Annotated in this window: 9 protein-coding genes; 1 reads left to right on the forward strand and 8 read right to left on the reverse strand. The window is 36.2% G+C overall.

From position 1 onward, the window contains the following. Window positions 1-77 precede the first annotated feature (77 nt). On the reverse strand, window positions 78-2,141 hold the full coding sequence (locus K412_RS0102925; protein WP_024831726.1) for a glycoside hydrolase family 9 protein: 2,064 nt from the start codon (window positions 2,139-2,141) through the stop codon (window positions 78-80). A 518-nt stretch (window positions 2,142-2,659) separates the two neighbouring features. Between K412_RS0102925 and K412_RS0102930 the strand changes: the two genes are divergently transcribed. After that, window positions 2,660-3,604 carry a hypothetical protein gene (locus K412_RS0102930; protein WP_157833808.1) on the forward strand — a complete coding sequence of 315 codons (945 nt, stop codon included), beginning with the start codon at window positions 2,660-2,662 and terminating at the stop codon, window positions 3,602-3,604. A 114-nt stretch (window positions 3,605-3,718) separates the two neighbouring features. Here the strand turns inward: K412_RS0102930 and K412_RS0102935 are convergent. The 7 genes from K412_RS0102935 to K412_RS0102970 all read right to left on the reverse strand — a co-directional run bounded on the left by K412_RS0102935 (window position 3,719) and on the right by K412_RS0102970 (window position 15,125). After that, window positions 3,719-4,863 (reverse strand): IS3 family transposase gene (locus K412_RS0102935; protein WP_278244529.1). Its coding sequence is split into 2 segments (ribosomal slippage): window positions 3,719-4,599 and window positions 4,599-4,863, totalling 1,146 coding nucleotides; the frame shifts between segments, so codons are not numbered across the junction. 94 nt (window positions 4,864-4,957) lie between these two features. Further along, window positions 4,958-6,772 carry an ABC transporter ATP-binding protein gene (locus tag K412_RS0102945; protein ID WP_024831730.1) on the reverse strand — a complete coding sequence of 605 codons (1,815 nt, stop codon included), beginning with the start codon at window positions 6,770-6,772 and terminating at the stop codon, window positions 4,958-4,960. Then, window positions 6,769-8,604, reverse strand: a complete 1,836-nt coding sequence (locus K412_RS0102950; protein ID WP_024831731.1) for an ABC transporter ATP-binding protein — start codon at window positions 8,602-8,604, stop codon at window positions 6,769-6,771. The genes K412_RS0102945 and K412_RS0102950 overlap by 4 nt, the downstream gene beginning before the upstream one ends. Window positions 8,605-8,942: 338 nt before the next feature. Further along, window positions 8,943-11,429, reverse strand: a complete 2,487-nt coding sequence (locus K412_RS0102955) for a rhamnogalacturonan lyase family protein (RefSeq protein WP_024831732.1) — start codon at window positions 11,427-11,429, stop codon at window positions 8,943-8,945. 22 nt (window positions 11,430-11,451) lie between these two features. Continuing rightward, window positions 11,452-13,116 carry a pectinesterase family protein gene (locus K412_RS0102960; RefSeq protein WP_024831733.1) on the reverse strand — a complete coding sequence of 555 codons (1,665 nt, stop codon included), beginning with the start codon at window positions 13,114-13,116 and terminating at the stop codon, window positions 11,452-11,454. 21 nt (window positions 13,117-13,137) lie between these two features. After that, window positions 13,138-14,805, reverse strand: a complete 1,668-nt coding sequence (pelA, locus tag K412_RS0102965; RefSeq protein WP_024831734.1) for a pectate lyase — start codon at window positions 14,803-14,805, stop codon at window positions 13,138-13,140. Between the two features lie 14 nt (window positions 14,806-14,819). After that, entirely contained in the window at window positions 14,820-15,125 is a 306-nt protein-coding gene (locus K412_RS0102970; protein WP_024831735.1) for a hypothetical protein, read from the reverse strand. Window positions 15,126-15,135 lie beyond the last annotated feature (10 nt).

The following is a 15,135-nucleotide window of genomic DNA, read 5'->3' on the forward strand; positions in this document are numbered from 1 at the left end:
AAAAATATAACAAGCAAAAAAAGAACCGTACCCTTGCAATTATAAGGTACGGCTCTTTAAAATTTTGTTAGTTGTTATTATTTACCCAGCAAATAGAGTTTCAGGCTTGCAAAATCCAAAGCGTTTACAGCTCCGTCTTTATTCATATCAGCATTAGTTAATATGATTCCTCCTGCATTTCCGTCCAGGAGATATTTTTTTAACAATGCAAAGTCAATTGCATTTATTTCCTTATCATTATTCAAATCTCCGTATAGGATTTCTTCTTCTCCTCCTGACGGTTCATTTCCGTAAACTTTAACTCCGTTTTTATATATTGCAATATTCTCTGTTTTTTTATATTTATCTGTTAAGTCTGCTGTAGAAAGGTCATTTGATGAATCCCAAAGTTTACTTTCGTAATTGTAAATACAGAATTGCACATAGGTTCTTGCGTATAATGCATCCTTCGGGAAAGTTATTTCTACATAATAGATATTATTCTCTTTATCATATGGCTGAATTGAAGATATTTCTGCGCCAGCGGGAGAATAATATACTTTTGTAGTAAACTTAGCAGGATTTATTCCATCAGCAGCAAATTCTGATAAATCAACGAAGAACTTAACTGATAAGTCTTTCTCATATTGAGGAGGTGATGTTACTATATTGTATAAATTAAGGTCAACAGTGACACCCTCATTATTTGATTTATAAAGCTGAGCTTCTGTATAGTATTGTGTAGGTTCACCTTCAATACCAGGAGTAGGTTCAGGCTGCTGGTCTTTACCGAAGTATTTTGACATACCTGCCATTGCACCAACGAAACCAGCATTGTAATCTAAGCCTGTTTCAGAATAAACATATTCATTTACATTGTCATGATATTCATCCTGCATGTCTGCTCCCCCTACAAGAGCACCGTAAAGAATATGCCTTTGTGGCAATTCTTTCTTTTCATCGGCAGGAGGCCCTTCGAGAGCTCCGCTTGAGGCTCTGTGATGAGGTTGTTTAGGATAATTATCCCCAAAACCAACTACATAAGACATATTGTTAGGATTATCTCCTAAAATATAATCTATTTGATTCTTTGCAAATTCTAAGCACTTTTCATTACCGAAATATTTGTAATAAACAAGCTGAACCATACTCTCTGCAGCAGGATATTTACAAACACCCCAACTATCTAGGTATTTTAAACCACCTGGAGTAGTCTGTAATCTGTTCTGCCAATAATCAATATGGTCATCAGCAATTGATTTGTATAAAGGATTAGTTGAAAGTGTTGCAAGCTTTGTAAATACTCCTGTCAAAACATAATCCCAACACTGTGTCCAATTGTCATTAAATGAATTACCATTAGCAATTCCTTTTTCAGCCATTAACTTATCTACATCATCCATATACTTGCTATCATTTGTAGCTACATAAAGCCAAATTGCTCCCCACATAAGTTCATCAAGATATGTTCTTGGCAAATAATAGCTTTGTCCTTTACTGTTTCCTCTGTATTTCATACCGAAGTCATAAAGGTCTTTTGCATAAGTTAAGCATTTTTGTGAATACTCAGGGTCCCTATCATTGTAATTCAAATACATAAGTGCTAATGCAGCTGCCGCGTCACCTGCTACATCCGAGCCAGGAGTTTCGGGTGTTGCAACATAATATGCAGGTCTGTCATATGTCTGAAGCTCTGGTGGTCCCCAATATTGGTGATCCACATCTCCATCGCCTACCTGATAGTAAAAAGTAGTTTTGTTAGGGAAGCATTTTATAAAGTAATCGCAAAAATGCTTCAAAATATTAAGCATGTACTCATCCTGACCCTTTTCAATGAAAACATCTGAGAACTCATAATAAGCCCATCCAAGGGTGGAAGCAGAAGCACATTGCGGCAAACCAAACTTTACATGGTCTCCGCAGTCATGGAAGCCTCCAGTTAAGTCAAGTCCTACATCTTTTCCGTCTTCAATATGGCAAGGACCACGCCATTTTATTCTGTTGTTCCCTGCATCAGGTCCGCACCAATTTGCTTCGTAAAACAAAATTGATTTGGCAAATGCATCAACATAGTTAAAGTTGTTTTCCTTAGCTGAAACTGCAGGTGGAACAATGCTTACCAGTAAAACAGCAAGCACAACCAGTACACTTACCTTTTTCATTTTTTGACCTCCTTAAAATTAATAAATTTCTCGAAATCACAAAGGTTTTCGAGGTAGTGTATGTTCGGAGCATAAGCTGTTTATCCCATGCTCTGAGCACCTTATTTACTTTTCAATGTGATATAACAAATAGTATAAAAATTTAATACGTTGATTGAATTCGGAATAGGTAGCGAGAAATGTTAAATTGTTACAATTACTGTATTCAAATGTCACTGTCATAATTATACATCTATTGCAATAATTATACAACTCACAAGTCAAAAGGCAGTATGTAAAAAATAAAACAGGTTTTTTAGTAAATTAGCTCAACCTAGTAAGTCGAAAATATTGCTTTTTTTTACATATTATGATAATATATACTAAAGTGAATTTCATTGCAATTATTTAATAACGTGTCAAATTAGCAATTTACTTATTGTATTTTATTCAAAGAAAAGGAAAATGTATAATGTGAAATTATACACGGTAATATTATGAAAAAGTTACTAGGTATTGTTCCTTTCAAAGAATTTTATATGAATTGCATATTAAATAATTATTTCGAAGTATTGACTTATTTACATCCTAGTTATAAAACAGCTGCATATTTAAATTCATATACCTATTATATTCGTGACTTCTATCAAGAACCCATTAGATATCCTAGAATACAATTTTCTTATCAAGAATTCTATTCAAAGAATATTATAAAACAAGAATTTTATACTTTTAAGAATTATGACAATTTTATTGATGAAGTAAAAGAATTAATAATGTCTGAAAATCTGCTGGCTTTATTTGTAGATTTATTTAGTTGGATACCAAATTCATTACCCTGGCAAAAACATCATTGGAATCATTTTGCAATGATAGTTGGCTTCGATGATGATTCAAAGACTTTTTATACTATTGAGGATGATAATAGCGGTCGGGATATAAGGGAAATACCTGAAAGCAGATTAATTGAAAGTTTCTTTGGTTCAGGTTATTTTGTTGATTATGGGGGCAACACAACTAGGCCACAAATTAGTTCACCTTGCTTGGTATATCGTTTTGCAGAGAATATACAACCATACCAATTAAATATAGAAGTTGTAAAAAGAAATGCAAAAAATATAATTAATGACGTTTCCAATATAAACAAGTGTAATGATTTTTGGAAGTACTCTCCTAGTGACCAAATAGAATTAATTGTTGATGGAGGAGTTGCTGATTTAAATATCAACTGCAACAGGCAAATTGCAAATTCGTTATTATTAAAGGAAATATATACTCAAAACTATATTAGTGAATCAAAATATAATGAGCTTTCAAGTATTGTTAATGATATTATTCGTAACTGGGAAATAGCAAAAAATAAATTGATGAGATCAAGACGTACTGATGCTTTGTTTTCATTAGATACTATCCTTAGTTCTATTACTAGAAAATGTTTAGAAAATGAATGTGAATTTTGGGAGAAACTCTCTCAAATACTATAATTCAAAATAGTCTGAAAAGGGGGTTGTCCCAAAAACGAATTTCTAGATACGTGACCTTGCCTCAATAAAATAGACAGCAAGAATCACTATTTATCTCATTAATTCTTACAATATCTATGATATTTCCTTCAGCACGAATGGGGGAATATATCCATTTGCTGAATGAGTCCTTTTACGGTTATAAAACAGTTCTATGTATTCAAAAACAGCCTTTTTAGCCTCAGCTCTGGTCTCAAAATTATAATCATTTAGCCATTCCATTTTAAGTTTGCCCCAAAAAGATTCCATAGGGGCATTATCATAACAATTGCCCTTTCTGCTCATACTGCATACAAATCCATATCTTTTTAGCAGATTTTGATAGTCATTACTGGCGTATTGAATTCCCCGGTCAGAATGAATTATTAATCCTTCTTTAGCACCGGTTCTTCCAATTGCTTGATTCAGAGCAGCAGATACCAACTCCGTTCTCATATGGTTCGCCATAGCCCATCCTACAAGCCTACGTCCATAGAGGTCCATTACACCAGCAAGATAAAGCCAACCTTCTTTTGTAGGAATATACGTAATATCTGATACCCACTTCTGGTTAGGTCTACTGGCAGTAAATTCTCTATTAAGAATGTTATCTGCCACAGGAAGACTATGATTTGAGTACGTAGTCGCTTTATATTTCTTTGACACTTTGGAACGTATACCATTTGCCTTCATTAACCTTGCAACACGGCCTTTACTGGCTTTCTGATTTTCCGGAAGATTCTTTGTTATCTGAGGAGCACCATAAATTCCATGACTCTTTTTATGGATTTCTTTAATAGTTTCAAGGAGCTCTCTATTTGACTTGCTCCGATTACTTTCGCTACGTGAAAAATATGCATAATAACCGCTTCTTGATACTTGAAGGGCCTGACACATCTTTGCAATCCGAAATATGAAGCGGTGTTTATAGATAAAATTAAACTTGTTTATTTCTGATTTTTCGCAAAATAGGCCGCGGCTTTTTTTAATATTTCATTTTCCTCTTTAAGGTTAGCTAATTCCCTGCGTAATTTTCTTATTTCATCATCGTCAGGCTTAAGGTTACCACTGCCTGGAAAGGCACTTGAACCATCCTTTTCATAAGCGATTAACCAGTCTCTTACTGTTGAGTAGTGCACTCCAATTTCTTTTGCCATTAAGCTTGCTGTTGTTTCACCTGCCAATATTTTTTCAACGGTCTGTTCCTTGAATGCTTTATCAAACTTTTTTCTCTCAGCCATTTGAATCCCTCCATGTTTTTATTATATAGGGATTCCTTGTGTCCATCAAACTGGATTAAGGTCAACGTTTTTGGGGACAGCCCCCTATGTGTAACTATACCTGTATATATTGACCTGCCTGTACACGCCACATCTCAGCATACTTGCCGTTTAGCTGGAGCAGTTCATCGTGGCTTCCTTCTTCAATAATTCTCCCATTTTCAAGCATAAATATTTTGTCTGCCAGTCTTGTAGTAGAAAGTCTGTGAGAGATAAACACCACTGTTTTATTTGCAGCAGCCTCCAACATTGATTGGTTAAGCTGATATTCAGCAATAGGATCAAGTGCAGAAGATGGTTCATCCAGTATTATCAGACTGGAATCTTTGTAAAAAGCTCTGGATATTGCAATTTTTTGTGCTTCTCCACCGGACAGATTCACTCCATCTTCCTCAAATTCTGCCGTAAGGGGAGTATCAAGGCCCAGCTTAAATTTTTGAAGCCGCTGTGCAAATCCGCTTTGTTCCAGTGCTGTCATTACAGGGGTCTCCGGTATTCCATGCGCATTATCCATCAATACATTTTCCTTGACTGTAGCAGCATAAATCATATAGTCCTGAAAGACCGTTCCCACATAGTCGTGGTACCTAGTAACGTCATATTCTTTAATATTAATGCCGTCCAATGAAATTGTACCTTCCTGTACGTCGTATAAACGCATAAGCAGCTTGATTAAAGTAGTTTTTCCTGCACCATTGTAGCCCACAAGTGCTATTTTTTCATAGGGTTTAATTGTCATATTTATATTATTTATTATTCTTTTTTCTCCCTCTTTGTATGCAAATGATACATTATTAATATTAAATGTTTTTGGCGACTTAGGTACATCAAGCTTTTTATGACTTACAATTTTAGGCTCATAATCTAAGAAGTTTCTGATTTTATCAATGTATAGGCTTGTTTCACTGGCATAAGGATAAATTTCAGTTATAGTCCTTAAGCTTTGTTTCAGGTTGTTGAAGGAGTTAAATAAAATCACAACACTACTGTAAGAAATTGTATGTAAAACTGTAGCCTTATATACCAGATAAGTTATGTAAAGTACATCGCTTATAAAATCATTGGATACATAGTCTCTAAAAAAACTTATAACAAATTTCTTTTTTGCATTTTTTTTGTCAATATTGTAGATAGTCTTATTTGCTTCTTTAAACTTATCAAGAAGTTTCCCTGACACATCCGGATTCAGCCTTAGTTCCTTAGCATAATCATTAAGGTAGAATACACGATTAACGTAAGCTCTTTTTCGTTCCTCAGGATTTTTTTGCAAACGTATTTTAAAATTTATTTTGTTGAAAATCTGCATAAGCATAAAGGACAAAATAAAGGAAGTCAGAACAAATATTACGGAAAACCAGTCTTTTATAAGAAAATATGTTCCTACAGTAGCAAAAACAGTAAGACCTGTAAATATCTTGTTTAGAAATTCCATCAGTCTGTCTACTTGATTATCTGCTTCAGAAACTGCCAAAACAAACTCATTATAGTACTCGGGATTATCGTAACATTCCAAATCAAGCTCCTGTGCCTTTTCATAAAGCATAAACTTGAATTTTTGCTTCATCTTTGGCAATGCCTTTTTTGATATAAGCTGATTTACAAAAGCACCATATACCATACCCAAAGCTATTAATATAAATAGTATTGCTATAAATACAGCTACCTTATAAAAGGGCCGTCCAAATTCCACTGATTCAAGTACATAACCGATACCATAAGTATGCTCAAGGAAAATTAAAATCTGATTTCTTAATATGTCCAATATAAATGCAAGAATATATAATGGTGAAGCTGAAAAACAGATCTTTAATATAAATAAATTATTATCCCATACCTGTTTAAAGGGCTGTTTCTTTTTTACATCACTCATAGTGCAACCCCTCCTTCTATTTTATCCACTGCCAGATAGTTCATAGCCTGTTTTGTATACATATCCGCATAGGAGCCGTTCAGTTTCATTAATTCTTCATGAGTACCTTGCTCAATAAGCTCTCCGTGTTCAAACATAAATACTCTGTCAGCATTTCGTACTGATGAAAGACGGTGGGAGATAAAAATCATGGTTTTGTCCTTACTCTCACGCATTATGCTTTTATATAAATCATATTCGGCAATTGGGTCAAGGGCTGATGAAGGTTCGTCAAAAACCTTAATTGGAGTATTTTGAACAAAGGCTCTTGCAACTACTATTTTCTGATACTGTCCACCTGAAAGCACCGCCCCGTCCTCGTCAAATTCTTTGGTTAAAATGGTATTTATTCCTTTTGGCAGAGTCTCAACCTTTTCATAGACACCGGCTTTCTTTAAAGCTTCTATAACGGCTTCTTCCTCATTTTCAACTTTATACCCCATCAAAACATTATCTTTTACAGAGAGAGCAAACACCTTGTAGTCCTGAAAGGCGGCGGCAAACAATTGCCTGTAAGCCCTAAGATTATATTCTTTTATGTTTCTGCCGTTTACAAGAATTTCGCCGGAGGTAGGATCATATAGGCGGAACAATAGTTTGATGATAGTTGATTTCCCTGCTCCATTATGTCCTACAACAGCTACGACACTATTTCCCGATATACAGAAGTTCAGATTTTTCAATGCATATTTACCTTTTTTGTAAGCAAAACTGACATTTCGGAATTCAATAGATGAAATAACAGGCTCAGGTATATCTCCATCCCAGTCTTCGGGAATAACTTCTTTGTATTCAATAAAAGTACGAAGGTTATTGACAAACATTCCGTTCTTCATAGCCTCCACTATATTATTAAATAACCCGATTAAGATCCATGTGGCTGCCACCATTGTACTTGAAAGCACAGCAAGTTCTGAAAGAGAAACACTCTTTTCAACAATTGCCCTGTAAGCACCATACAGAAGAACACCCTCAAAGATTATAGAAAAAGTAAATACAACTTTCAATACTTCCATTATTATTGATTTAGCCCCATATTTCTCTGCTATACTGATAGTCTTTTTTATAGCTTCATTGTATTTTTCCTTTATCAGACTATAAACTTTAGATAGTCGCATTTCCTTGGCATATTCAGCAAGGTACATAACCCTGTTTACATACTGAAAAACTCTTTCACTGGGTATACCCTCCTCGTACCTTTTCATCTCCAGTTTGTTCAAAATACCGCCAAAAATAAAATTACCTATTATTGGAAAAATTACAAATAACACAGCTAACTTGTCTATATCATACATAGAAATAAATACCACAATAGTTGCAATTGAGCCCGTTAGTATTCCCCACACATTTTTTACAACCGTAGCTATTTTGTCACCTGCACTGTCAAGTGCCATAGTGTATTTGTTATAAAATTCTGCATCTTCAAAACAGTTAAGTTCAACATTTCTAGCTTTTTGATACAGTTTCAGATACAGTCCTTCGTACATTTTAGTACTGTTCAGGGGAAATGCAACGTTATTTACATAGCTCCTGTATAGGCCAATTAATGCAAATGTAACCCCGCAAAATAGTATAAATACCAATATACTGTTAAAACCCATTTTCTTTTCAAATGCATTAATTATGTATCTCATAAAAATTGTACTGAAAAACACCCATTCAAAACATCCTAAAATATTCATCATCAATGCATGGATTACATAGCTTTTAGTAATAGTCCATGCAACTTTTAGCGCAAAGATGTTATTCTTTATTGAAGTTAAATTAGATACTTCTTTCGGTTTCTTTTCCAAATAAATCCCCCTAACAAAAATTAATAAATAACTATTATAAAAGTTTCATATTAAGTAATGGAATCAATAGATGAAAGCAATAAAAAGGATATAAAATATAATATAGCAAATATAAACTGTCATGTAAATATTTGAATATAAGAGTATTTAGTACCACTTAGAAATTGTTAATATATGAAAATAGGAGCTATCGCAAAACAAAAATTCTAACTGTTTTAACACTGGTACTTCCGTATAAAATTATATCAATGTTTGCTTCCAAGATATAATTTATACTCACGTACAAGGTAGACAAAGATAAGAAATAGTTTTGCAACAGCTCCTATTTGATTAGGTTATTAATTTATAGTAGTTATAGGTCCGCCTAACAGCGCTTTTCTGAACAAAGCCAAATCAATAGCATCTATTGTATTATCATAATTAAAATCTACAGTCTTCATGGCTTCCTGTGATAAGCTTATCTTTCCCAGCAGATATGACTTGAGGATAGCATAGTCAAGAGAATTTATCTCTCCGTCACCATTTGCATCACCTAAAAGAAAATCGGCTGTCTGAGGCTTTACAATAACAACATAGTTAACTATACTTGCTGAGGCACCGTTTGTACCAAGGGTTACAAGAGAATTCTCTTTATAATCTTTTTTATAGATATTGTATGCAACAGAATTATTATCGCTTACTATGGTCTCCCCCGTTACAGTCCAACTGCTTAACCATGCTGGAATATTTGTAGCCCTTGTATCCAATCCCACATAAACAGAAATATCGGATTTTGCTATAAAGGATGCTTCATCGGTGGCATATATTTTTGAATCACATGCCGTCCTTATCCATTCGGAACCTGTAAGTTCCTGTGGAACCTGTGTAAACTTATATGTTCTGTCACCATATACCAAGTCGCCCACCTGTAAATTTGATTGAATTGACCAGTCAACAGAATTTTCATTATCATTTACTGTTAAAGCCTTTATTAGTTTACCATCAATTGTAATAGGATTTCCTCCTGCCAGATATATAGAAGGCTTGGGAGGTGTTGCCATACCGCTTCCCAGGAAGAAACTGGTGTGTGGGGGCTGGTTGTACGCTACATTCTGCCAGGCTACTCCCAGTCTGTATACAGGATCGTGCATTAAGGTATAAATACGTCTGCTTGTCAAATCTGTGGTAGTATAGATATTTAAATATTTGCTATCAGATGTTCTCCATATAGCTTCTTCCCGCCAATCGCCCAGAATATCCGCCTGTAGGCAGGGAGTAGATTTTGTGCCGTTATTGGACTCACAGCCTACTGCTGAAAGCAATGGTCCTCCACCATATTTAGTTATGCTTGTACCGTCTAAAAGCTCACGAAGTTCATCGCCGTCCCACCATATTGCAAAATTCGTCTGTCCAGGTGCAGAACCGATATTTTGTCCTGTACAGCTAAATAATGGTGAACCTGATGCCCATACCTCCTCACCTGGATATTGTGCGGTCAAGTCTGCTGAACATGCTCTTCCTACATCTTTGGATGCCTGAAACTTAAAAATCACACTTCCTGTCTTAGCATCTCGAAAAGATGCACCAACCCCTCCATTTCCGGCAGAGTCCTCATGACAGGACCATACCTCAAGACCTGGCCTGTTTGGATTAAGGTCACCCAGATGCATTGAATCCCCATGCTTCAAATTTGTATTATAAAGTCCTTTTCCTGAATCATCAATGGTACATGAACCATAGACAATCTCGTCCTTTCCATCATCATCCACATCTGCTACACTAAGGTTGTGGTTGCCTTGTCCGGCATAACCGGAATTGCCACTGCTATTACTGTCAAATGTCCAACGTTTGGTTAATTTTGTGCCATTCCAGTCGTAAGCAACTAACACTGTCCGTGTATAATATCCTCGGCACATAACAAGACTTGGGTGCACCCCATCCAAGTACGCAATACACGCCAGAAAACGGTCAACTCGATTACCATATGAATCTCCCCAACTGGAAACAGTACCTCTGGCTGGTTCATAGTTTTCTGTGTATAGAGCCTTACCAGTATTTCCATCAAATATGGTCAAGTACTCAGGACCTGTAAGTACGTACCCCGATGAATTACGATAGTCTGCACCGGCATTTCCGATTACATTCCCGACACCGTCTTTGGTACCGTCTGATGTTTTACATGCCATTTCAGCTTTGCCGTCTCCATTGAGATCGTATACCATGAATTGTGTATAATGGGCACCTGCACGGATATTTTTTCCCAAATCAATTCTCCATAGACGTTTACCGTTCAGTTTATATGCATCAATGTATACATTTCCTGTATATCCACTTTGAGAGTTATCCTTTGCATTTGACGGATCCCATTTTAAAACAATTTCATATTGACCGTCGCCATCCAAATCCCCAACGCTGCAATCGTTTGCACTATATGTATAGGCCACTCCGTCAGGTGTAGTTCCTCCATTGGGAATCTGGAGAGGAATCTGCAGGTAGTTACGGCCCCATACACTTACTGATGGTGAAATTGCCTGTTCGTTGCCATTTATTACAGCACTTACAGAGTACTTAGAATTTGCAGTCCCTGACTTGTCAATATAGTTGCTTGCCCCTGATATGTTAGCCACCTTTACCGAATCTCTGTAAAGATTATAGGTTACATCAGATGATTCAGTTCCTAATATACGCCAACTTATAAAAACACCATCGTTAACTTTAACCGCGACCACACCTCTATCCAAATTTTCCATTTGGCGTGCTGTTGCAGCAGATACTGTTTGTTGAAAACTACAACAAGTTAGTAGCATTACACTAATTAAGAAGCCCAAAAACACCTTTCTTAACACATTTAACCCCTCCTTATTTATTTTAATTACCACTTAATAAATAGCTTTTTAGCAGCGCATAATCCAAAGCATTTACATTTCCGTCATTATTCATATCTGCTGCTGTTATATTTATACCGTCAGATATCCCAGTCAATATGTACTTCCTCAGTAATGCAAAATCCAAGGCACTTACTGTTCCATCCTCATTTAAATCACCTGGAAGAACTTCAGCTGTCTTTGACTTTACAATAACAACATAGTTTACAGTACTTGAGGATGCTCCGTTAAATCCCAGTGTAACAAGGGAGTTTGCTGCAAAATCCTTTTTGTATAGATTGTAAGCAACCCCATTATTATCGCTCACCAAGGTCTCCCCCGTTGGAGTCCAACTGTTTAGCCAATTAAGAGAACTTGTCACTCTGGTATCCAAGCCAATATAAACCGTTATATCTGATTTTGCTATAAAGGAAGCTTCATCCGCCGAATATGTTTTGGAGTCACAGGCCGTCCTTATCCATTCGGAACCAGTAAGCTTCTGTGGAATTTGTGTAAATTTATATGCCCTGTCACCGTATATTATGTCTCCTACCTGCAAATTTGACTGTACAGACCAATCTGCAGCATTTATAACATCGTTTACAACCAGCGACTTTATGTATTGTCCATCGGGAATAGGTACAGGAATATTTTCGTTGACATTAGGATTCCAACCATCTGAGCCTGAAAGGAATTTCTCCACTGTATACTCCGCTGCCCTTGAGGAAGGTAGCTGCTTTCTGGATACATTTGCACCTGCACCTGTATTCTGATACTCCCACATTTCATAGTTTGCAGGATTGTTTCCTGACATGACTGTCCATCCAGCATCAGCAATATGTGAGCCTAATTCGCATTCCCGGAATAATACCTTAGGGGTGGTCTGAACAGTGTCAGAACTGGGAATCCAAGGTCTTCCCAGATAAAAAGATTTAGGACTTGAATTGCTTGTCAGCTTACACTTGTATATAAGATATCCCTTTTGATTTGCCTTGGTACTAGGAGCCGTAATGCATCCTCCGCTTCTGCTGATTGAAAAAATTTCACAGCTGTCAAATACTGCATTTGCTGAGCCAAATATAAAATCTACATCTCCCTCAATATAACAATTGTAATAATACTGCCTGCGCGAATCTCCGTTTGCATACAAAGTGTCCTGATTACCTTTGAATGAACAGTTTTTGAATATCATCTTGTCTGCTTTAGCAAGGACAGCCACTGCCTGACTTCTGCCGTTAGCAACCTCATCATATGAATTTTCAAAAGTTATGTTCTCAGCCTGGAACCCGTCGCCTGCAATGGTAACACTGGCACTTCCCGTGGTACCCAATGTTCCCCCTGATGAATTTGGGGTGCTTGCTGCATCATTGTAGGTTAGAATCGTGCCTGCTTTACTTTGTCCAATCAAAGAAATATTAATTTTAGATGAAGAAATATTTATTTTTTCTTTATATGTGCCGTTTTTAATGTATATGGTTGTTCTGGTTGCTTTATTAGACGGTACACTGTTAATTGCTGCCTGTACGGTAGTATAATTACCGCTTCCATCCTTTGCTACAACAATATCATAGGACACCGCTTCTACTTTATACGTTAAAAGTGAGCCAACCATCGTTTGGAGCACAAAGATAAAAATTAAAGCTAACTTAGAAAACATTTTTCTTCCCATATGACTTCCTCCAATCCCATACTATTTACTAATTCCTAATATATAGCCTTTAATAAGTGCCAGATCAATTGCATTTATAGAATTATCATTATTCATATCTGCTGCCTGTAAATCCATTCCGTCAGTTACTCCATTAAGTAAGTATTTCTTTACAAGTGCAAAATCCAAAGCATCTACTGCTCCATCTCTGTTTACGTCCCCATTTATAATTGTGGATTTAGGTTTTACAATCACTGTGTAATTAACTACACTGGAGGACGCCCCGTTAGTCCCAAGTATCACACTAGAGCCAGCAGTAAAATCCTTTTTGTAAATATTGTACGTCAGGGCATTATCTGAGTTTAAGGATTCGCCGGTTTTAGTCCAGTTTCCAAGCCAAGCTGGTATGTTGGTAACCCTTGTATCCAAGGCTACATAAACTGTTATATCTGATTTAGCAGTAAAGGAGGCTTCATCTGAGGCATATAGTTTTGAATCACATGCTGTTCTTATCCACTCAGAACCTATAAGGCTTTGTGGAATTTGAACAAATTTGAATGTTCTGTCTCCGTATATTGAATCTCCCACCTGTAAATTAGATTGAATAGACCAATCCACAGCATTATCCCCATCATTTACAACCAGAGTTTTGATATTTTGACCATCGGGAATAGGTGTTGGGATAACAACTTCTTTAACAAGGTTTTTGGGCCAATCGCCATACCAAGCATATCCGTATCTTCTTTCCTGACTTATTTCTGACAATTTATAATGTAGGGAACCGTCACGATCAACAAATATTGCTCTATTAGTACCCATTTCATAAAAACGTGCCCATATAGGTGGTGCTTGAGGATCACTGACAACTATTTTGTCATCTCCCGTGTCAACTACCTTAATTCCCAGTATTTTAACTTGTGCAAACCAGTTAATTGCTGAATTAATTGCGTTTGTTATCTCTGAACTGGGGTTGCTAATTCCTTTTAAGTAATTCACTATACCTACACTCTCACTGGTGCAAATGGATGGCAATTCATAAGCTCTTCCACTGGCAGGCTTCAGAGTCACTTCGTCGTGCTGCTGGCACCATGCGGTTTTTACACCGTTTACTATTATTTGTGTATTTAAAATACATTGGATACCTTTTTGAACAGCACTACTTGCTCTTGAGGCTCTGGTAGAATCTATAAAAGTATAATCCCCTGCCTTTTTTGATACATCGGTTAATAAATTCATAACATGAATCATAGCATTATCATTATAGGTAATGTGTGCATGATAAGTTCCTGCATCGTTGAATACCTGAGGCCATCCACCGTTTGAATATTGTCCGTTCAATAAAAGGTCTATACCCTTTTGGCAAGCAGTCAGATATTTTGTGTTTTTAGTCTGATTATAAGTTTTTGCTAAAACTTTTATCTGAGAAGTGGTTGTATCATTATCTATTGTAGATTTGCCCCATGACCCGCTGGTACTTGTTGTCATATCCTTTCTCCAACCTCCATCTGGAAGCTGGTACTGAACTATACTGTCTGCCAGTGCAATTCCTTGGGAACTGCCAAACCATGAGTCTGAATTTTTAAATACGCTCTTCCAATCCGGGGTTGAAGCAAATGCGTGTTTGGGAAACAATAAAGCGAAAGAAAAAAGCGAAACCAGAATTGTTATGTACAATGCCTTTGGAATTTTGATTCTTATACTTTTTTGCATTTTCTAATACCTCCTTAAGAATCCAGTTGAACTTTTACCACATCATTATTTATATTTAAAAGTGCTCTAATATTTTTGGGTATCTCCTCCAATTCAATTTGGCCCTTGCCGTCAGGAAGCACTTCGTTGAAATATTCGTTTATCTCCAGCATGAGCTTTTTCATTACATATGTTCTGTGAATAATACATGGCTCACGGTCATTAAATAATTCGATACTCTTTTTAATGATTATTTCTTCTTTGAAAGGCAACGAATTCAATTTATATTCATTATTTGTACAGCCCTTTTTATCAATAAAAATTATTCTTTTTGGTTGCATGGTCCTACAC

Origin of the sequence: Ruminiclostridium josui JCM 17888 (assembly GCF_000526495.1) — a bacterium.
Classification (GTDB): Bacteria; Bacillota; Clostridia; order Acetivibrionales; family DSM-1351; genus Ruminiclostridium; species Ruminiclostridium josui.